This window comes from Streptomyces sp. NPDC052042, assembly GCF_044548345.1.
Taxonomy (GTDB): Bacteria; Actinomycetota; Actinomycetes; order Streptomycetales; family Streptomycetaceae; genus Streptomyces.
In genome coordinates this window covers 38127-58271 of record NZ_JBIUBU010000030.1, presented here as the reverse complement: position 1 = coordinate 58271, position 20145 = coordinate 38127, and the positions used below count along the sequence as shown (strand labels likewise).

Sequence of the window (20145 nt, the reverse complement as noted above, 5' to 3'; positions counted from 1 at the left end):
CCACAGTGCTCACCCGCGTGGTCGATATCCGGCCGTGGCACACTGAGCGTGTACCAGTAGCAGCGCACTCCGGGGTCGGTGCAATTCCGAACCGGCGGTTAAAGTCCGCGACCCGTCCGCAGCCAGCGGCCGGTTGACCAGGTGAGATTCCTGGACCGACGGTGAAAGTCCGGATGGGAGGCAGTGCGCGGCGGGCCGTATCACGGGTACGCCGCCGTCGGCGGACGGTCCTCGGGCAACCGAACCGTCCGTGTTCTCGGCATTCGGCGTCCCCTGTCGCGTTCCCGCTTCTTCTGTCGTCGTCGACAGGCCCCGGAGTCCGTGCCCGAAGAGGCAGGAGGACCCGGTGGACACCGCAGCCGACATCACCGCCATGCGCCGCGCGATCGCCCTCGCGGCCCGCGGTCTCGGCTCCACCAGCCCCAACCCCGTGGTCGGCTGCGTCATCCTCGACGCCGAGGGCCGCCCCGCCGGTGAAGGACACCACCGGCGCGCCGGCGGGCCGCACGCCGAGATCCACGCCCTGCGCGCCGCGGGCGACCGGGCCCGGGGCGGCACCGCCTACGTCACGCTCGAACCCTGCAACCACACCGGCCGCACCGGCCCCTGCGCCCAGGCGCTCGCCGAGGCCGGGATCAGCCGCGTCGTCTACGCGGTCGCCGACCCGAACCCGCAGGCCATCGGCGGTGCCGACACCCTGCGCGCGGCCGGGGTCGCGGTCGGGCGGGGACTGCTCGCGGACGAGGCCGAGGCGGGCAACGCGGCCTGGCTGACCTCGGTGCGCCTCGGCCGCCCCTACGTCCTGTGGAAGTACGCGGCGACCCTCGACGGCCGGATCGCGGCCGCCGACGGAACCAGCCGCTGGATCACCTCGCCCGATTCCCGCGCCGACGTCCACCGGCTGCGTGCCGAGGCCGACGCCGTGGTGGTCGGCTCCGGGACCGCGCGCACCGACGACCCCCAGCTCGCGGCGCGCGGTGTCGAGGGGGCCGTGCAGCCCCTGCGGGTGGTGGTGGACACCGGCGCCGGAGCCGTGCGCCCCGGTGCCCGCGTCCTCGACGGCGCCGCACCCACCCTGATCGCCGTCGCCGAGGACGCCGACGCCCGCCACCTCCCCGAGGAGACCGTGCTGCGGCTGCCGCGCGCCGCCACCGGACCGGGCCTCGCCGTCCCCGCCCTGCTCGACGCCCTGTACGCACGCGGCGTCCGCTCCGTGCTCCTCGAAGGCGGCCCGACCCTGGCCGGGGCCTTCATCGCCGCGGGAACGGTCGACAAGGTCGTCGGCTATCTCGCCCCCGTACTCCTCGGCGCAGGCCCCGCGGCCCTCGCCGACGCCGGAATCCCCACCATCTCCGAGGCGTTGCGCCTCGATGTGACCGAGGCCGTCCGCATCGGTCCCGATCTGCGCGTCACCGCCGTCCCCGGAACCGCCCGGAAGGAAGACTGAATGTTCACCGGAATCGTGGAAGAACTGGGTGAGGTCGCCGCCGTCGAGAAGCTCGGCGACGCCTCCCGCTTCCGCCTGCGCGGGCCCCTGGTCACCGAGGGCGCCAAGCACGGCGACTCCATCGCCGTCAACGGCGTCTGCCTCACCGTCGTCGACCTCGGCGACGGCGAGTTCACCGCCGACGTGATGGCGGAGACCCTGAACCGGTCCGGCCTCGGCGCCCTGGAAGCGGGCTCCCGGGTCAACCTGGAGCGCCCCATGGCGGTCGGCGGCAGGCTCGGCGGGCACATCGTGCAGGGCCACGTCGACGGCACCGGCCGCATCGTCGAGCGGAGGGCGTCCGAGCACTGGGAGATCGTGAAGGTCTCCCTGCCCGCCCATCTGACCCGCTACGTCGTGGAGAAGGGGTCGATCACCGTCGACGGCGTCAGCCTGACCGTGGTCGATGCCGGACCCGACTACTTCACCATCAGCCTCATCCCGACCACCCTCGCCCTGACCACGCTCGGCATCAAGCAGCCCGGCGACCCGGTCAACCTGGAGGTGGACGTCATCGCGAAGTACGTCGAGCGGCTGCTCGGCAACGCCGCGCCCGAGCCCGAGGAGCCGGCGAAGTGACCGCGCTGAACTGGCTGAACGCGGAGGCGTTCACCGCCTTCGGACAGCACATCATCTGGTCCGACATGATCGGCAACACGGTCGGTCTGTTCGCGCTGGCCCTGGGCTGGCTCCGGTCCGTGTGGACCTGGCCCGCCCAGCTCCTGTCGGGCGTCGTCCTGGTGGCCGCCAACGTCTCCGTGCAGCAGGCCGGAAGCGTCGGCAAGCAGCTCGTCGTCATCGCCGTGGCGGTCTGGGGCTGGCAGCAGTGGAACCGGGGCAGGCGGCAGGCGCAGGACGGCTCCATCGCGGTCCGCTTCGCGACCTGGCGCGAGCGCGGCCTGCTGCTGGCCGGGGCGGCGCTCGGCACCCTCGCGGTCGGCGGCCTGTTCACCGCCTTCCCCTCGTTGTCCTGGAGCCCGTGGGCGGACGCGTACATCTTCGCCGGCACACTCGTCGCGATGTTCGCCCAGGCCCGTGGCATGGTCGAGTTCTGGTTCGCCTGGCTCCTCGTCGACCTGGTCGGCGTCCCGCTGAACTTCCACAGCGGGCTCGCCTTCTCCGGCCTCATCTACATCGTGTACGGCGCCCTGGTCCTGTGGGGCATGCGCGACTGGTGGCTGCGTTCCCGTACCCCCGCCCTGGAAGGAGCGACGGCATGACCGTCCAGCCCGCCTGGCTGCGCCAGGAGGACGAGCACGTGGCCGAGGACCTCGCGCTCGACCCCGTCGAGCAGGCCATCCGCGACATCGCGGCCGGCCGGCCCGTCGTGGTCGTCGACGACGAGGACCGCGAGAACGAGGGCGACCTCGTGATCGCCGCCGAGAAGGCCACCCCCGAGATCGTCGCGTTCATGATGAGCGAGTGCCGCGGACTGATCTGCGCGCCCATGGAGCACGGCGAACTCGAACGCCTCGAACTGCCGCAGATGGTCGATCAGAACACCGAGTCGATGGGCACCGCGTTCACCGTCTCGGTCGACGCCTCGGCCGCCCACGGCGTGACCACCGGCATCTCCGCCGCCGACCGGGCCACCACACTGCGCCTGCTCGCCTCCGGCGCGGCGGCCCCCGGCGACTTCGTACGGCCCGGCCACGTCTTCCCGCTCCGCGCCCGCTCCGGCGGCGTCCTGGTCCGCAACGGCCACACCGAGGCCGCCGTGGACCTCGCCCGGCTCGCCGGACTGCGCCCCGCCGGGGCCATCGTCGAGATCGCCGCCGAGGACGGCACGATGCTGCGGCTGCCGCAGCTGGTCCCGTTCGCCCGCAAGCACGGCCTGACGATCATCTCCATCGAGGACCTGATCGCCTACCGCCGCAGCTCGGAGCCGACCGTGCGCCGCGAGGCCGAGGTGCGGCTGCCTACCGGCTTCGGCCCGTTCACCGCGTACGGCTACCGTTCCACGGCCGACGGCGTCGAGCACGTCGCGCTCGTCCACGGCGACATCGCGGACGGCGACGACGTCCTCGTGCGCGTCCACTCCGAATGCCTGACCGGCGACGTCTTCCAGTCGCAGCGCTGCGACTGCGGACCCCAGCTGCACGCCTCCATGCGGCGCATCACCGAGGAGGGCCGCGGCGTCGTCGTCTACCTGCGCGGCCACGAGGGCCGGGGCATCGGCCTGCTGTCCAAGCTGCGCGCCTACGAACTCCAGGAGCGCGGCGCCGACACCCTCGACGCCAACCTGGAGCTCGGCCTGCCCGCCGACGCCCGCGACTACGCCGCCGGCGCCCAGATCCTCAAGGATCTCGGCGTGCGCAGCCTGCGGCTCATGACCAACAACCCCGACAAGACGACCGCGATCCTGCGGCACGGCCTGGCCGTCACCGGCCGCGAGCCCATGCCCGTCAAGGCCGGCGAACACAACCTGCGCTATCTGCGCACCAAGCGCGACCGCATGGGGCACGACCTGCCCTGGCTCGACGCCGCCACGGCGCCGACCTGCGCCAACCAGTGACGGACACGCGCGACTCGGACCACGTGTACAAGACGCACACCACTCGAACGACGAGACCGCAGAACGACCGGTAGGAGAGAACATGAGCGGCAAGGGCGCACCCGAACTGACCGTACGCAACTGCGGCGACCTGCGCGTGGCGGTCGTCGCCGCGCAGTGGCACGAGAAGGTCATGGACGGCCTCGTGGACGGCGCGCTGCGCGCCCTGCGCGAGCTGGGCATCGACGAACCGACCCTGCTGCGGGTGCCCGGCAGCTTCGAACTCCCCGTGGTCGCGAAGGTCCTCGCCGGACGCGGCTACGACGCGGTCGTCGCCCTGGGAGTGATCATCCGCGGCGGCACCCCCCACTTCGAATACGTGTCCCAGGGCGTCACCCACGGCCTCACCCAGGTGGCCGTCGACACCGGAGTCCCGGTCGGCTTCGGCGTGCTCACCTGCGACACCGAGGAACAGGCGCTGGACCGGGCCGGGCTGGAGGGCTCCGCCGAGGACAAGGGGCACGAGGCGGTCACCGCGGCCGTCGCCACCGCCACCACTCTGCGTACGGTCAGCGAGCCCTGGCGCTGATCGAGGGGGCCGGACCCCGTAGGCTAAGAAGCATCATGGCGAACAAATCCTTTGAAGAGCTCTTCGCCGAGCTCCAGCTCAAGGCCGCCAACGGCGACCCCTCCACCTCCCGCACCGCCGAACTGGTGGACAAGGGCGTCCATGCCATCGGCAAGAAGATCGTCGAGGAGGCCGCCGAGGTCTGGATGGCCGCCGAGCACGAGGGCAAGGACGCGGCCGCCGAGGAGATCTCCCAGCTCCTGTACCACGTCCAGGTGATGATGGTCGCCCGCGGGATCTCCCTCGACGACGTCTACGCCCACCTCTGAAACCACCCGTGCGGGGCACCGCCCCGCACACCGCACATCCGCATACCCCGGACACGACCACTCCTCGCAAAGGAACCAGACCCCATGCTGCGCATCGCCGTCCCCAACAAGGGATCACTCTCCGCGCCCGCGATGGCGATGCTCCATGAGGCCGGCTACCAGCAGCGCAAGGAGTCCAAGGAACTCGTCCTCGTCGACCCCGAGAACCAGGTCGAGTTCTTCTACCTGCGGCCCCGCGACATCGCGATCTACGTCAGCTCCGGCCGCCTCGACATCGGCATCACCGGCCGCGACCTGCTGCTGGACTCGGGCGCCGACGCCGAGGAGATCCTCCAGCTCGGCTTCGCCCGCTCCACCTTCCGCTACGCCACCAAGCCGGGCGTGGCCCAGGGCCCGCAGGACTTCGACGGCAAGACGGTCGCCACCTCCTACGAGGGCATCGTCGCCAAGCACCTCGCCGACCTGGGAGTGAACGCCTCCGTCGTCCACCTCGACGGCGCGGTCGAGACCGCCATCGAACTCGGAGTCGCCCAGGTCATCGCCGACGTCGTCGAGACCGGCACCAGCCTGCGCAACGCCGGACTCGAAGTGATCGGCGAGCCGATCATGACATCGGAGGCCGTCGTCGTCCGCCGCACCGGAGCCCCGGCCGACGACCCCAAGGTCCAGCAGTTCCTCCGCCGCCTCCAGGGCGTCCTGGTCGCCCGCAGCTACGTGATGATGGACTACGACTGCCGCGTCGAGCACCTGGAGCGCGCGGTCGCCCTCACCCCGGGCCTGGAGTCGCCGACCATCTCCCCGCTCCACCACGAGGGCTGGGTCGCCGTCCGCTCCATGGTCGCCGCCCGCGAGGCCCAGCGGATCATGGACGATCTGTACGACCTCGGCGCCCGCGCCATCCTCACCACCGCCATCCACGCCTGCCGTCTCTGACGGCCGGGCCACCTCCCGGAGACGCAGAACACCATGTCCGGCCCCGCGCCCGAGCTCCCCGCACTCCCGGTCACGTTCCGGCCGACCCGAACCCGGGCGGTCCTGCTGACCGTGGGGGCGGCCATGTTCGCCGTCATCACCGCCGTCGCCCTCACCCTGGAGCAGCTGAGCCCGGGGGAGCGGTCCAGCTTCGTCTTCACCGCGCTGCTGTTCTTCGGCGTGCTCGCGCTCCTCAGCCGCCCGAAGGTCGTCGCCAACGAGAGCGGCGTGACCGTGGTCAACCTCACCCGGACGCGCCGGCTGTCCTGGCCGGAGATCCTCCGCGTGAACCTCCGCCCGGGCGACCCCTGGGTCTTCCTGGACCTGAACGACGGAACCAGTCTGCCCGCGCTCGGCATCCAGCCGGGGATCGGCAAACAGCAGGCCATCCGGGACGCCCGCGCCCTGCGCGCCCTCGCCGAGCGCCACGGGACCAGCGCCGGTACGGGTACGGACAACGGCTGATCCCACTGCCCGGCAGGAGCCGTTCTTGATTACTCTGGAGAACGGCGGCGCCCCAGGGCGCCCCGCCCCGCACGAACGGTCTTCGAGACCGGCGGGGCTTTCCTGCGACCCAAGGAGTGACTCCTTCCGGCAATGGACGGATCGTCCGGTAGTACCTGCGCCGCCCCCTCCGCGGAGGCGGCGGCATGACCATCCCCTTGCTGCTTCTGAGCGCGGCATTCCTTCTCATCCTCGCCAACGGATTCTTCGTGGCGGCCGAATTCGGGCTCGTCACGGTGGAGCGGCCGGACGCCGAACGCGCCGCCGCCGAAGGCGATCGACGGGCCCGCACCGTCGTCCGGGCCCTGCGGGAACTCTCCTTCCAGCTCTCCGGCACCCAGCTGGGCATCACCATCACCTCACTGGTGGTGGGCATGCTCGCCGAACCGGCCCTCGCCCGGCTGCTGGACGGCCCCCTCACCGCGATCGGTCTGCCCGAAGGCGCCGTGTCCGGCATCGGCGTGGTGACCGGGATGCTGCTGGCCTCCGCCGTCCAGATGGTGATCGGCGAACTCGTACCCAAGAACTGGGCGGTCTCCCGGCCGCTCCAGGTGGCCCGCTTCGTCGCCGGCCCCCAGTACCGCTTCTCCGCCGCGTTCCGGCCGGTCATCAGCCTGCTGAACGAGGTCGCCAACCGGCTGGTGCGCCTGCTGGGCGTCGAGCCCACCGATGAACTGGCCTCCGCCCGCACCCCCGGCGAGCTGGTCTCCCTGGCCCGGCACTCCGCCGAGGCCGGCACCCTCGAACAGGACACCGCCGATCTCTTCGTCCGGACCCTGTCGCTCGCCGGACTCACCGCTCAGCACGTCATGACCCCGCGGGTCAGGGTCAGCGCCCTGCAGACGTCGGCGACCGCCCAGGACGTCCTCAACCTCACCCGCGCCACCGGCCTGTCCCGTTTCCCGGTCTACCGGGAGCGCATCGACGAGGTCGTCGGAATGATCCACCTCAAGGACGCGCTCGCCGTGCCCGCGGAGGAACGGCTGCGCACCACCGCCGGCCGGATCGCCGTCCCGCCGCTGCTGGTCCCCGAGACCCTGCCGGTCGAGCAGCTCCTCCAGCGGCTCCGCAAGGAGCAGCCGATAGCCGTCGTGGTCGACGAGTACGGCGGCACCGCCGGGGTCGTCACGCTGGAGGACATCATCGAGGAACTCGTCGGCGAGGTCAGGGACGAGCACGATGCCGAGGGCGCCGACCGGCCCGAGCTGGTCCCCGCCGCCCCCGAGGACGGCCACCCGGCCTGGGACGCCGACGGGAGCTGCCGGGTCCTGACCCTGCGCCGGATAGGTCTCGACGTCCCCGACGGACCGTACGAGACCGTCGCCGGACTCGTCGCCGACCTGCTGGGGCGCATCCCCGCCCCCGGCGACCGCGCCGAGCTGCCCGGCTGGCGGATCTCCGTCCGCCAGGTCGGCCACTACCGGGCCGAGAAGGTCCGCTTCGCCCGCACGGCGGACGCCACCGCTCCCGCCGGTGCCCCGGTGCCCCAGCCGGTCCTGGAGGCCGTGCGATGAGCCTGGTCCACCTGCTGTTCGCGGTTCTTCTCGTGCTGGCGAACGGCTTCTTCGTCGGCGCCGAGTTCGCTCTCGTCTCCGTACGGCGCAGCCAGATCGAACCCGCCGCCGCGGCCGGCTCCGGACGCGCCCGCCAGGTCCTGTACGGCCTGGAGAACCTGCCGCAGATGATGGCCGCCGCCCAGTTCGGCATCACCGTCTGCTCCCTCACCCTCGGCGCCGTCGCCGAACCGACCGTCGCGCGTCTGCTGGAGCCGGTCTTCGAGGCGATCCACCTGCCCGAGGGGCTCATCCACCCGCTCGGCTACGTCCTGGCCCTCGTCTCCGTGGTCTTCCTCCACCTCGTCATCGGCGAGATGGTCCCGAAGAACCTCGCCATGGCGGCGCCGGAGAAGACCGCGCTGTGGCTCAGCCCGGGGCTCGTGGGCTTCGCCCGCCTCTGCCGCCCGGTCACCTCGGCCCTGGGCGCCTGCTCCGGGCTGGTGCTGCGGCTCTTCGGTGTCGAGCCGAAGGCCGAGGTGGACGCGGTCTTCACCAGTGAGCAGCTCAACCGGCTGGTGGAGGACTCCGGCCAGGCCGGTCTGCTGGAGCCGGAGGCGCAGGAACGGCTGGAGGACGCCCTGGAACTCGGCAGCAGGCCCGTCACGGACGTGCTGCTCAAGCGCGCGTCGCTGGTCACGGTGGCCCCGTCCGTCACCCCGCGCCGGATCGAGGAGCTGACTGTGCGGACCGGATTCTCGCGCTTCCCGGTGTGTGCGGAGGGCGGCGGGCCGTTCATGGGGTATCTGCACGTCAAGGACGTGCTGGACCTGGAGGACGTCGACCGGGCCGTCCCCCAGCACGTCTGGCGCCCGATGGCGACTGTACGGGCCGAGCTGCCCCTCGACGACGCCCTGACCGTGATGCGGCGCGCCGCGACGCACCTTGCGCAGGTCGCCGACTCCTCCGGCCGGGTCCTGGGCCTCGTCGCCATGGAGGACGTGCTGGAGACGCTGGTCGGCGAGGTGCGTGACCCGGCCCACCGGATCTCGGTGCCGCGCCGGGCCGCCGAGACGACGACCGGCTACGGCGGACTCACCGCGGCCGTCCGCTGAACCGTCCGCTCCGGAACGTCGGCCGGGTCTTTGGCCCGCCCGGCGTTCCGGACGGCCGCCGGGGCGGACTCACAGCACCGTCGGCGGCTCCTGCGGGCCCCGGTCCACCGGGCCCCGGCCGGACAGCACCTCGCCGTACGCCTGCATCAGGTCGGGCAGCCGCAGGGTCGCCAGATCGTCCCGGCCCGGCTCCGCCGGGTACGTGGAGAGCCGCAGATCGCGGTAGGCGCAGCTCTTCTCGTACAGGGTGCGCAGGAAGCGCCCGTTGCCCAGTTCGTCGATCCAGCCCTGGCCGACGACGTGCGAGCTGATGGAACGCAGTTCCTCCAGGGACTCCTCGTCCCACACGTCGCCGTTCTCGGCGGCCAGCACCTCACCGATCGCGGTGAGCTCGTCAGGCCGGTAGCTGGGGAAGTCCACCCGGGTGGTGAAGCGCGACGAGAGCCCCGGATTGGCGGCCAGCAGCCGGTCCATGCCCTCCGGATAGCCCGCGAGGATGACGACGAGATGGTCCCGGTTGTCCTCCGCCCGCTTCAGCAGGACCTGGAGGGCCTCGTCGCCGTAGGCGTCCCCCTTGCTGTAGCCGGTGTTGGAGAGGCTGTACGCCTCGTCGACGAAGAGCACCCCGCCGAGGGCCGAGTCGATCAGCTCGTTCGCCTTGACCGCGGTCTGGCCGAGGAACTCGCCCACCAGATCGGACCGTTGGGCCTCGACGAGATGGTCGCCGCCGAGCAGCCCGAGCGCGTAGAAGACCCGGCCCAGGATGCGGGCCACGGTGGTCTTGCCGGTGCCGGACGGGCCCGAGAAGACGAAATGGCGCTTCGGCGGCTGCACCGGCAGCCCCTGGCCCGCCCGCAACCGAGCCATGTTCAGCTGTGCGGAGAGCGCCTTCACCTGGCGTTTGACGGGGTCCAGACCGACCATCCGCTCCAACTGGGCCAGCGCCTCGGCGAGCAGCACCGGGTCGCTGGGCCCGGCCGGGAAGGGCGCCGACGTCGCCCCGGGCCCCGAGGTCCTGCGCCGAGCCCCGTCGGGCGGCGGGGGCACCGCGAGGGCGCCGAGGCCGGGCAGGTCGCCTTCCGGCCACGGATCCCGGGCGTCCAGGCCGGCGCCGGGGATCGCGTCCACGTCCGGCTGGGGGTCGGCCGCGGCGTCCGCGCCCGGCCCGGCCAGGGGCACCGCGGTGATGCCGGCGACCTCGTCCGGGCCGTCGAGACCGTCGTACTCCGCGATGGCGGCGAGCCGGGCCGAGGTGTCCATGAACGCGGGGTCGATCCGGTGCACCGCCCGGTACAGCGGCAGCGCGGCGGCGCTGCGGCCCGTTCCCTCGTGCGCACGGGCCAGCCAGTAGCGCAGCTCCTTGCGCTGCGGCTGCTCGCTGCGGCAGCGCATCAGCGCGGTGGCGAGCAGCGGCTCGGCCTGCCCGTACATCTCCAGCCGTACCCGTGCCATCCCGCCGAACAGCCCCGCCTCGATCCCGAGCACCGGATCGTCGATGAGCTGTTCGGTGTGGCGCACGAGCCGTTCCCAGTCCTTGACCAGGTAGGAGCGGCATGCGTGCAGGAAGCGCACCTGCGGGTCCGCGTCCACCGGCGGCAGATCGGCCAGGGCGCGATCCAGTTCGGGGATGTGCCGCCCGTCCAGCCAGTGCGAGGCGTGTGCGAGCAGCAGGTCGCGCGGGCTCTCCAGGACCGGTTGCACCCACCAGCCCAGCCAGTACCAGGAATTGAGCGTGCGTCGATGGCGGGTGCGCTGCTCGCCGAAGCGCTCGCGGTGCCGGTGCATGCGCAGCAGCGCGGTCGTGGTGTCGACTCTCAGCGCGTGGAGGCCCAGCCAGCCGTCCGCCATGCCGGGGTCGATGCGCACCGCCGCCCTGAACTCCTCCTCGGCCTGGGGGTAGGCGCCCATGGTGTAGGCGTCCACGCCGCGCAGCCAGGCGAGGTCGGCGGGGGCCTGTGCGCCCGGTGTGCCGATGTCCATCTGGTCCCCCACAAACCGTGCCCCCAGGATGTCCCGCCGCACGACCTGCCCGCCGGGGCGTGCCAAAAAACCGTGCCGCAGGCGGGAATTGACCGCACCGAGAGGCATCGTACCGGTGCGGGGAGTGCTCGAATAAGGGCTCCGCAAGCAGAACGGGAGCCGTGACCGAGGGTGAGCGGGGGCGCCTGGCACGTGGGGGAGAGGAGGCGCGCGGGCAGAACGAAGCCCCCGATCACGGGGGAACAACCGGGGGCTTCGTGTTTGTGAGGGCTCCGAAAAGCCGCACATTGAGAACGTAGGACCTGTACCGTCCTCTGGTCAAGCCGAGTTGGGGTCATCCGGGCCGATTTCTCAGTACTTGATACGGAGCCCGGCTCTGCTCACCGTCCGTGACCCGGCCGCCGCCGGGCGAGGGCCCTCCTCGCACGCGTAGCCCACCGGCAACTGCCGTACCAGAGCGTCCGCGTGGGGCCGCGAGGGATCGGCCGAGAAGTGCTCCGTCTCGGCCGCCGTCCACGCGTCCCAGAACGCCGACAGAGCGGGCCCGTCCCGGTGGCGGCCCCGCGCCCACGACTCGTCCGCGGGCAGGTCCATCCACAGCAGCCGCGCCAGGCACGGGCGCAGCGCACGGCGGCCGGCGCCGACCCCCTCGATCAGGACCACCGGCGCCGGGTCCAGACTCCGCGCCGGCCCGAACGTCCGGGCGTTCCAGTCGTACGGCGCGTAGCGGGCCCGCTCGCCGTGCGACAGGGGATCGAGCACCTGCTCCCGCAGCCTGTCCGTCCAGGTGAAGAAGGACGTGTGGGTGGCCAGGTCGTCCAGGCGCAGCACGGGGGCGCCGCCGAGCGCGGCGGCGAGCCGGGACGCGAAGGTGCTCTTCCCCGATCCCGCGTGACCGTCGACGGCGACCAGTCGCACCGGACCGCAGGACGGCGCCAGGGCGCGCAGTCGCGCGGCGAGGGACGAGAGGTCGTTCATGGCCCCAGCCTACGAGCCGGTCCGCGACGCCCGCAGGTCATGCCAGTGGACCAGACCAATATTGGTGGTTCTTCGGGTGCCCTGCCGCTGGTCGGATCCGGCCGTGAACCGCGATAGTTGGCGCACTGTCGCGCACCCGCACACGGCATTCCGTTCACGAGCTCACGACCGGGGGTCCCGCCCATGAACAGACCGACCTCGCGCAGGACCGTGCTGAGCGCCGCCCTCGCGGCGGCCGCCGCCGGCACGCTGTCGACCGGCTCCGCGTACGCCGTCGGCACCGCCATCACCCCGTCCGCCACCCCCTCGGCCACCACCGTTCCCGTGGACAACCGCTTCTGGCACACGCACACCGACTGGCGCAGCGGCTTCGGCGCCGGCACCCGTGCCGTCGAGGGCCGCCGCCCCGGCCTCGTGATCGGCCGGCCCGAGGGCCGCACCGACTACACCGACCCGCACACGGGGCGGCCCCTCGCCTGGGAGTACGCGAGCTGGACCTCGCCGCTCCACCGGTCGTCCGTTCCGGCGACCGAGGTGATCGCCTCCTGGAACGCGCACACCCCCGAGGGGACCTGGATCCAGATCGAGCTCCAGGGCCGCTACTCGGACGCCACCTGGACCCCGTGGTACGTGATGGGCCGTTGGGCCTCGGGCGACGGCGACATCCGCCGGACCTCCGTCGACGACCAGGGCGACGGCAGGAGTTCCGTCTGGACCGACACCTTCTCGGTGGACGACCCGGCGAGCGGGCTGCGGCTGGTCTCCTACCGGCTGCGGCTCACCCTCCACCGCACCCCGGGCACGCGTCTCACGCCCACCGTGTGGCGGCTGGGCGCCATGGCGTCCGACGTCCCCGACCGTTTCACCGTGCCCGCCAGCGCCCCCGGTCTCGTCCGGGAACTGCGGGTGCCGCGCTACTCGCAGAACATCCACGCCGGACAGTACCCGGAGTACGACAACGGCGGTGAGGCGTGGTGCAGCCCCACGTCCTCGCAGATGATCATCGAGTACTGGGGCCGCCGCCCCACCGCCGAGGACCTCGCCTGGGTCGAACCCGGCCTCGCCGACCCGCAGGTCTGCCACGCGGCCCGATTCACGTACGACTACCAGTACGAGGGCTGCGGCAACTGGCCGTTCAACGCCGCCTACGCCGCGACCTACCACGACATGAACGCGGTGGTGACCCGGCTCGGCTCGCTCACGGACGTGGAGAACCTGGTCCGGGCGGGCATCCCGGTCATCACCTCGCAGTCCTTCCTCAAGGAGGAGCTGACCGGCGCCGGGTACGGGACCTCCGGCCACCTGATGACCGTGATCGGGTTCACCGCGGACGGCGATGTGATCGCCAATGACCCGGCCTCACCGGACAACGAGGCGGTGCGCCGGGTCTACCGGCGGCGCGAGTGGGAGACGATCTGGCTGCGCACCAAGCGCTACAACGCGAGCGGAAAGGTGGCCTCCGGCACCGGCGGCGTCTGCTACCTGTACTTCCCGGAGCGTCCGACCCCCGCCCAGCGGCGGGCCCTCGCCGCCGTCGGGGTGCGCTGACCCGAAGGCCCCCGATCCCGCCCGGCGGCGGTCCGGGGGCCGGGATGCACCGCGCGGCCGGGGGTGGGGTCGCCCGGCCGCGCGGTTCGTATCCGGCCCCGACGGGCCGGACGCCTCTCAGCCGATCGCCTTGATCAGCTCCCCGTCCGTGGTGTCACCGCTGAGCTCCCAGAAGAAGGTGCCCCCGAGGCCCTGCTGGTTCTTGTAGTCCATCTTCCCGGCGATGGTGGCCGGGGTGTCGTAGCTCCACCAGTTGTTGCCGCAGCGCGCGTACGCCGTCCCGGCCACCGTGCCGGTCGTCGGGCAGCTGTTCTTGAGGATCTTGTAGTCCTCGATGCCCGCCTCGTACGTGCCGGGGGCCGCGCCGGTGGCGGTGCCGCCGGGCGCATCCTGGGTGACGCCGGTCCAGCCGCGGCCGTAGAAGCCGATGCCGAGCAGCAGCTTGGAGGCGGGGACGCCCGCCTCCTTCAGCTTGGCGATGGTGGCCTCGCTGTTGTACCCCTCCTGCGGGATACCCTCGTAGGAGCTCAGCGGGGAGTGCGGGGCGGTCGGCCCCTGCGCGTCCCAGGCGCCGAAGTAGTCGTAGGTCATCGGGTTGTACCAGTCGACGTACTGGGCGGCGCCGCCGTAGTCGACCGCGTCGAGCTTGCCGCCGTCGGAGGCGTCGGCGGGGATCGCCGCGGTGACCAGGTTGTCCGCGCCGAACTTGGAGCGCAGCGCGGCCATCAGGTTGCCGTAGGCCTCGCGTCCGCTGGTGTCGCAGGTGAGACCACAGGCGTTGGGGTACTCCCAGTCGATGTCGATGCCGTCGAAGACATCGGCCCAGCGGGGGTCCTCGACCAGGTTGTAGCAGGACTCGGCGAACGCGGCCGGGTTCTTCGCCGCCTCTCCGAACCCGCCGGACCAGGTCCAGCCGCCGAACGACCAGATGACCTTGAGGTCCGGGTGCAGCTTCTTCAGCTTGCGCAGCTGGTTGAAGTTGCCGCGCAGGTCCTGGTCCCAGGTGTCGGCCACGCCGTCGACCGACTGGTCGGCGGTGTAGGCCTTCTCGTAGTCGGCGTACGAGTCGCCGATCGCGCACTTGCCGCCGGTCACATTGCCGAACGCGTAGTTGATGTGGGTGAGTTTGTCGGCCGAGCCCGAGGTCTCGATGTTCTTGACGTGGTAATCACGCTGGTAGACACCCCAGTTGGTGAAGTAGCCGACCACCTTGTCGCCGGCCGCCGTGGGGGATGCGGCCGCCGCGGGGGTCGCACCCGCCGGGGCGGTGGCGGCCACGCCCAGCAGGGCGGCGCCGAGTGCGGTGGTACAAGCGGCCGCGGCGAACGCCCGTACGCGGGTGCGGGCGCGGTGCTGTCCGGACATCTGGTCTCCTCGTGGGGGAGGGAGCGTCGGGTGGGGGGAGCCCGGCCGTTCCACGAATTTGGCATGAACGCGGAAAGGCCGATCCGGTGAAACCGTAGATGGACTAGACCAGTTGGGTCAATGGTTCGGACCAACCTCGCTGTTGGCCGCACCCGCCGCCGAGTCGCCCGCAGACCTCGTGACGGATATCGTCCGATCGGGCATACTCATGCCGCCACAGCCGCTGGCCAGCAGCTCTCGTAATCCGGGGGGCGGGCATCGGTTGGGTGGCAGTGCTCCCTCGGGCGCTGTCCGAACGCCTTCGGCGGTGCCGCCCACACCCCGCGCGCGCGACCGTCGCAACGCCCGACAGGGAGGAGAGCACAACATGTCCGACCGTGCCCCGCACTCGGTGGAACGCCGTCTGCCGACCGAGGAGGCCGGGCAACTGCTCGCCCTCGTCCGCGACATCGCCCAGCGGGAGATCGCCCCGCAGGCGGCCGAGGAGGAGGAGGCGGGCCGGTTCCCGCGCGAGGTCTTCACCCTGCTCTCCGCATCCGGGCTGCTCGGGCTGCCCTACGACTCCGGTCACGGCGGCGGCGACCAGCCGTACGAGGTCTACCTCCAGGTCCTCGAGGAGCTCGCGGCCGCCCGGCTCACCGTCGGCCTCGGTGTCAGCGTCCACTCCCTCGCCTGCCACGCGCTCGCCGGTTACGGCACCGAGGCGCAGCGGGACGCGCACCTCCCGGCGATGCTGGGCGGGGGCCTGCTGGGCGCCTACTGCCTCTCCGAGCCGGCCTCCGGCTCCGACGCCGCCTCGCTCCGCACGAAGGCCGTGCGGGACGGGGACGACTGGGTCATCACCGGCACCAAGGCGTGGATCACCCACGGCGGGATCGCCGACTTCTACACGGTCCTGGCGCGCACCGGTGTCGAGGGGCCCCGCGGCATCACCGCCTTCCTCGTGCCCGGGGACGCCGAGGGGCTGAACGCGGCCGCGCCCGAGAAGAAGATGGGCATGAAGGGCTCGCCCACCGCCCAGTTGAACTTCGACGGTGTACGGATCCCCGACGCGCGCCGCATCGGCGACGAGGGCCAGGGCTTCGCGATCGCCCTGTCCGCGCTGGACTCCGGGCGGCTGGGCATCGCCGCCTGCGCGATCGGGGTCGCCCAGGCGGCCCTGGCCGAGGCCGTCTCCTACGCCACCGGACGGCAGCAGTTCGGCCGCCCCATCGCCGACTTCCAGGGCCTGCGGTTCATGCTCGCCGACATGGCCACCCGGATCGAGGCGGGCCGGGCGCTGTACCTGGAGGCGGCCCGGCTGCGCGACGCGGGCAGGCCCTTCTCACGTCAGGCGGCCATGGCCAAGCTGTTCTGCACGGACGCGGCGATGCAGGTCACCACCGACGCCGTCCAGGTGCTCGGCGGCTACGGGTACACCGCCGACTTCCCCGTGGAGCGGCTGATGCGTGAGGCCAAGGTGCTCCAGATCGTCGAGGGCACCAACCAGATCCAGCGGATGGTCATCGCCCGTCATCTCGCGGGTCCCGAGACCCGCTGAGCCGGAGCGGCCGCTCCGACCACACGGGCGTCGTCGTGATCCGGTTCCACTCCTGGTCCCGGTGGCCCGGAAGGGTCCGCCCGTTGCGTTCCCAATGACGCAGCAGCGCCCGGAAGATGGGGGGATCGGCGGAGTGCGGCGGCGGCGTCCGGAGCGCCGACTGCGCATCGGACTGCGGAACCGATTCTTCGGCGGCCGGGGCGGCAAGACGGCGACGACCGGCACCGGCCGTTGTATGCGGCGGGGTCATACCCGGCCAACGGTGCGAGGCGGGGCGGAGTCACTGCCCGATCGATTCGAGAGTCCGTTCGGCCATTCCCCGGCGTCGTCCGGCCGCGCCGGGGCCGCCCCGCCCGGCCGGCGCCCGCCTCTGTGTCGCGTCGGGGAACCGCCTCGACGGCCTCGCGGCTCCGGCGGAGGGGCCCGGAGGGGTCCGGGCCGCACCGCGAGGGCGGGACGTGGCTCAGGCTGCCGCGCGGCGCGGGCGCGGCGCGCGCATCGGGCGCGAGCCCGGACCGCCGGCGTGCGAGAAGGGCTGCGTCCTCCAGTCGAGCCCCTGGGGCAGTGTCAACAGCAGGCCGGTGTCCTGCTCCTGGGAATCGCGCGACTCGTCCGCGGGCCGCGTCCGGGAGACCGTGCGGCCCGTACCGGAGCAGACCTTCAGGACGAACGGGTTCCACGGAGTCGGGCACAGCGCGTGCTCCGGCAGCACGTCCTCGTCGGCCAGCAGCGCGATCGGCTGCGCGCAGTCCGGGCAGGTCACCCGGTACATCTCGAACATGTCGTACGGATCGGGAACGACGTCCTCGTCCGGCACGACGGATTCCGGCTCGGAGCGATCGGTGAGCTTCAGGCTCTGCATGGGAATATCCCCCCTCGGGTGCCCGGTCAGGCGCGGTGGCCTGGACCACACCAAGCACTTCCCGTCGGGCGTCGGCCGTAACCGCGAGGTGGCGGGCCACCCCGTCATAAACGTGTGGCGTTCGTCACATGACGGGCGTGGGTGCCGCTCCAGGGCCCTCACCGCTGTTCCTGGACGGCCCCGGGCAATAAGTTGACCGCATGGAGGAGCTGGACCGACAGATCGTTGAATTGCTCGTCAAGGACGGGCGGATGAGCTACACCGACCTGGGCAAGGCCACGGGCCTGTCCACGTCGGCCGTTCATCAGCGCGTGCGCAGGCTGGAGCAGCGCGGGGTGATCCGGGGCTACGCCGCGGTCGTGGACCCGGAGGCCGTCGGCCTGCCGCTCACCGCGTTCATCTCGGTGAAACCCTTCGACCCGAGCGCGCCGGACGACATCGCGGAGCGGCTCGCGGACGTCCCCGAGCTGGAGGCGTGCCACAGCGTCGCCGGGGACGAGAACTACATCCTCAAGGTGCGGGTCGCGACCCCGTTGGAGCTGGAGCACCTGCTCACCCGGATCCGCTCGCTGGCCGGTGTCTCCACCCGCACCACCGTCGTCCTGTCCACACCGTACGAGGCCCGGCCGCCGAGGATCTGAGGCCCGGCCGCCGACGATCCGAGGGGGCCGCGGACCACGCGGTTCCGGGCAGGCGGGAGACTGGTCCCATGACCGAGAGCACCGCACCCCAGAGCGAACACCGCACCGTGCTGCTGCGTGGTGGGGACGTCCACAGTCCCGCCGACCCCTTCGCCACCGCCATGGTCGTGGAACGCGGCCACGTCGCCTGGGTGGGCTCCGAAGGGGCCGCCGACGCCTTCACGAGCGGCGTCGACGAGGTGGTCGACCTCGAAGGCGCCCTGGTCACCCCCGCGTTCACCGATGCCCATGTGCACACCACGTCGACCGGCCTGGCGCTCACGGGCCTCGACCTCTCCACCGCCCGGACCCTCGACGAGGCGCTCGGTCTGCTGCGCGCGTACGTGGCCGCGCACCCCGCCGACCGGGTCGTCCTCGGCCACGGCTGGGACGCTGCGCGCTGGCCGGAGCAGCGCCCGCCGTCGCGCGCCGAACTCGACGCCGCCGCCGGCGGCCGACCGGTGTACCTGCCCCGCGTCGACGTGCACTCCGCGGTCGTCACCACCGCCCTGCTCGACCTGGTCCCCGGGGTCACCGCGCTGACCGGCTACCACCCCGACGCCCCGCTCACCGACGCCGCCCATCACGCGGTGCGCGCCGCGGCCCACGGCGCCGTGTCCCCGCGCCAGCGCGCCGAGGCCCAGCGGGCCGCCCTGCGCCACGCCGCCTCCCTGGGCATCGGAGCCGTGCACGAGTGCGGCGGCCCGGACATCTCCGACGAGGAGGACTTCACCGGGCTGCTCGGACTCGCCGCCGAGGAGCCCGGGCCGCGGGTCTTCGGGTACTGGGCGCAGGAGGTCGCCGACGAGAAGGACGCCCGCCGCATCAGGGAACTCGGCGCGGTGGGCGCCGCCGGAGACCTCTTCGTCGACGGCTCGCTCGGCTCGCACACCGCCTGCCTGCACGAGCCGTACGCCGACGGCCCGGCCGGGCACACGGGCACGGCCCATCTCGACGCGGCGCGGATCGCCGCCCATGTCGCCGCCTGCACCGAGGCCGGACTGCAGGCCGGTTTCCACGCCATCGGCGACGCGGCGGTCACCGCCGTGGTGGAAGGCGTCCGAGCCGCGGCCGAACGGCTCGGCCTCGCCCGGATCCGGGCCGCCCGGCACCGCGTCGAGCACGCCGAGATGCTCACCCCCGAGACGGTCGCCGCCTTCGCGGAGCTGGGCCTGACCGCCTCGGTGCAGCCCGCCTTCGACGCCGCCTGGGGCGGGGAGGACGGCATGTACGCGCGGCGGCTCGGCGCCGAGCGGGCCAGGACCCTCAACCCGTACGCGGCGCTCCTGCGGGCCGGTGTGCCGCTGGCGTTCGGCTCGGACAGCCCGGTGACCCCGCTGGACCCCTGGGGGACCGTGCGCGCCGCCGCCTTCCACCGCACGCCCGACCACCGGATCTCCGTGCGCGCGGGCTTCACCGCCCACACCAGGGGCGGCTGGCGGGCCGTCGGCCGCGACGACGCGGGCACGCTGGTGCCCGGCGCACCGGCCGACTACGCGGTCTGGCGCACCGGCGGCCTGGTGGTTCAGGCACCGGACGACCGGGTCGCCCGCTGGTCGACCGATCCGAGGTCGGGCACCCCCGGACTGCCGGACCTCAGCCCGGGCGCCGAACTCCCCGTCTGCCTGCGGACGGTGGTCTTCGGACAAACGGTCTACGTACGGCCGAACGAGTGACGTGCGGACATTTCGCACCGTCGAGCGAGGGGTCCGACGCTCGGTCACGACCTGCGGATCTTCGCCACTGATCAGGCAGGATCCGTGAACGTCGCAGGTCAGGTGGGTATTGACAGAACGCGCCCACCGGCGGGTAGGTTCGGCCGGGTCCACCACAGGACGCCCGACCGGTCGAACTTCCACGCAGTCGTCGAACGCCGCTGGGTCACGGGGTGGTGTGCCGCACGCGCGCACCGCCACTGACAGCCAGGTTCAGCGCCCGCGCCTCGGCGGCGAGGGAGGGCATCGCCGGACGGGGGTGCGACCCGGGTGGGGCCCGGACGTTCAGTAGACAACGGCTCTCGGTCGATCCGCAGCCAGCGGCTCCCAGGCCGGCCCGAAGGGCGCCGGGCCCCCATCCGCAGTCTCCGCGCCACGGCCGCGCCCGTGTTATTCCGCCCGCCCTTTTCTGTCCGTACTTCCCTCCTTCTGTCCGCGGCCGGTGCCCGCCGCCGCCCGACCGCGTAGGCGTACGGCCCCCTGGCGCTGGATATGGTGTGCATCTGCGTACGGACT

Annotated in this window: 18 protein-coding genes and 1 riboswitch; of the genes, 14 read left to right on the top strand and 4 right to left on the bottom strand. The window is 72.5% G+C overall.

What is annotated here, in order from left to right:
* The first annotated feature begins 60 nt into the window (after nt 1–60).
* Nucleotides 61–191: riboswitch (FMN riboswitch) on the top strand.
* A 155-nt stretch (nt 192–346) separates the two neighbouring features.
* The 10 genes from ribD to ACIHCL_RS31990 all read left to right on the top strand — a co-directional run bounded on the left by ribD (nt 347) and on the right by ACIHCL_RS31990 (nt 8961).
* The gene (ribD, locus tag ACIHCL_RS32035) at nt 347–1447 is read left to right on the top strand and encodes a bifunctional diaminohydroxyphosphoribosylaminopyrimidine deaminase/5-amino-6-(5-phosphoribosylamino)uracil reductase RibD (RefSeq protein WP_399867517.1); all 1101 of its coding nucleotides are present in this window, start codon (nt 347–349) and stop codon (nt 1445–1447) included.
* On the top strand, nt 1448–2065 hold the full coding sequence (locus ACIHCL_RS32030; RefSeq protein ID WP_399867515.1) for a riboflavin synthase: 618 nt from the start codon (nt 1448–1450) through the stop codon (nt 2063–2065).
* Nucleotides 2062–2706 (top strand): nicotinamide riboside transporter PnuC, encoded by a 645-nt coding sequence (locus ACIHCL_RS32025; RefSeq protein WP_399867514.1) that lies wholly within the window; start codon nt 2062–2064, stop codon nt 2704–2706. Before ACIHCL_RS32030 ends, ACIHCL_RS32025 begins: the two co-directional genes overlap by 4 nt.
* The gene (locus tag ACIHCL_RS32020) at nt 2703–4001 is read left to right on the top strand and encodes a bifunctional 3,4-dihydroxy-2-butanone-4-phosphate synthase/GTP cyclohydrolase II (protein ID WP_399867513.1); all 1299 of its coding nucleotides are present in this window, start codon (nt 2703–2705) and stop codon (nt 3999–4001) included. Before ACIHCL_RS32025 ends, ACIHCL_RS32020 begins: the two co-directional genes overlap by 4 nt.
* A gap of 82 nt (nt 4002–4083) precedes the next feature.
* Nucleotides 4084–4569, top strand: coding sequence for a 6,7-dimethyl-8-ribityllumazine synthase (gene ribH / locus ACIHCL_RS32015; protein WP_399867512.1), 486 nt, complete (start codon nt 4084–4086; stop codon nt 4567–4569).
* A 35-nt stretch (nt 4570–4604) separates the two neighbouring features.
* Complete coding sequence (locus tag ACIHCL_RS32010) at nt 4605–4877, top strand: phosphoribosyl-ATP diphosphatase (protein ID WP_399867511.1); 273 nt, start codon at nt 4605–4607, stop codon at nt 4875–4877.
* An 84-nt stretch (nt 4878–4961) separates the two neighbouring features.
* The gene (hisG, locus tag ACIHCL_RS32005; protein ID WP_399867510.1) at nt 4962–5810 is read left to right on the top strand and encodes an ATP phosphoribosyltransferase; all 849 of its coding nucleotides are present in this window, start codon (nt 4962–4964) and stop codon (nt 5808–5810) included.
* A 33-nt stretch (nt 5811–5843) separates the two neighbouring features.
* Nucleotides 5844–6314 (top strand): PH domain-containing protein, encoded by a 471-nt coding sequence (locus ACIHCL_RS32000; RefSeq protein ID WP_399867509.1) that lies wholly within the window; start codon nt 5844–5846, stop codon nt 6312–6314.
* 185 nt (nt 6315–6499) lie between these two features.
* Entirely contained in the window at nt 6500–7867 is a 1368-nt protein-coding gene (locus tag ACIHCL_RS31995; protein WP_399867507.1) for a hemolysin family protein, read from the top strand.
* Nucleotides 7864–8961 carry a hemolysin family protein gene (locus tag ACIHCL_RS31990; protein ID WP_399867506.1) on the top strand — a complete coding sequence of 366 codons (1098 nt, stop codon included), beginning with the start codon at nt 7864–7866 and terminating at the stop codon, nt 8959–8961. Before ACIHCL_RS31995 ends, ACIHCL_RS31990 begins: the two co-directional genes overlap by 4 nt.
* Nucleotides 8962–9030: 69 nt before the next feature.
* Here ACIHCL_RS31990 and ACIHCL_RS31985 read toward each other — a convergent pair whose 3' ends face one another.
* Both ACIHCL_RS31985 and ACIHCL_RS31980 read right to left on the bottom strand, forming a co-directional pair.
* Complete coding sequence (locus ACIHCL_RS31985) at nt 9031–10941, bottom strand: AAA family ATPase (RefSeq protein WP_399867504.1); 1911 nt, start codon at nt 10939–10941, stop codon at nt 9031–9033.
* Nucleotides 10942–11292: 351 nt separating this feature from the next.
* Entirely contained in the window at nt 11293–11919 is a 627-nt protein-coding gene (locus tag ACIHCL_RS31980) for a uridine kinase (RefSeq protein WP_399867503.1), read from the bottom strand.
* 183 nt (nt 11920–12102) lie between these two features.
* Between ACIHCL_RS31980 and ACIHCL_RS31975 the strand changes: the two genes are divergently transcribed.
* Nucleotides 12103–13467 carry a peptidase C39 family protein gene (locus ACIHCL_RS31975; protein WP_399867501.1) on the top strand — a complete coding sequence of 455 codons (1365 nt, stop codon included), beginning with the start codon at nt 12103–12105 and terminating at the stop codon, nt 13465–13467.
* A gap of 117 nt (nt 13468–13584) precedes the next feature.
* Here ACIHCL_RS31975 and ACIHCL_RS31970 read toward each other — a convergent pair whose 3' ends face one another.
* On the bottom strand, nt 13585–14832 hold the full coding sequence (locus ACIHCL_RS31970) for a glycoside hydrolase family 18 protein (protein ID WP_399867500.1): 1248 nt from the start codon (nt 14830–14832) through the stop codon (nt 13585–13587).
* 367 nt (nt 14833–15199) lie between these two features.
* Between ACIHCL_RS31970 and ACIHCL_RS31965 the strand changes: the two genes are divergently transcribed.
* Nucleotides 15200–16372: an acyl-CoA dehydrogenase family protein gene (locus ACIHCL_RS31965; protein WP_399867498.1), complete on the top strand. Its 1173-nt coding sequence runs from the start codon at nt 15200–15202 to the stop codon at nt 16370–16372.
* Between the two features lie 463 nt (nt 16373–16835).
* On the opposite strand, the gene ACIHCL_RS31960 is transcribed toward ACIHCL_RS31965, so the two are convergent.
* Nucleotides 16836–17234 carry a hypothetical protein gene (locus ACIHCL_RS31960; protein ID WP_399867496.1) on the bottom strand — a complete coding sequence of 133 codons (399 nt, stop codon included), beginning with the start codon at nt 17232–17234 and terminating at the stop codon, nt 16836–16838.
* Nucleotides 17235–17434: 200 nt separating this feature from the next.
* Between ACIHCL_RS31960 and ACIHCL_RS31955 the strand changes: the two genes are divergently transcribed.
* Complete coding sequence (locus ACIHCL_RS31955; RefSeq protein WP_072489340.1) at nt 17435–17875, top strand: Lrp/AsnC family transcriptional regulator; 441 nt, start codon at nt 17435–17437, stop codon at nt 17873–17875.
* 68 nt (nt 17876–17943) lie between these two features.
* Nucleotides 17944–19590 carry an amidohydrolase gene (locus tag ACIHCL_RS31950; protein ID WP_399867495.1) on the top strand — a complete coding sequence of 549 codons (1647 nt, stop codon included), beginning with the start codon at nt 17944–17946 and terminating at the stop codon, nt 19588–19590.
* Nucleotides 19591–20145: the final 555 nt, after the last annotated feature.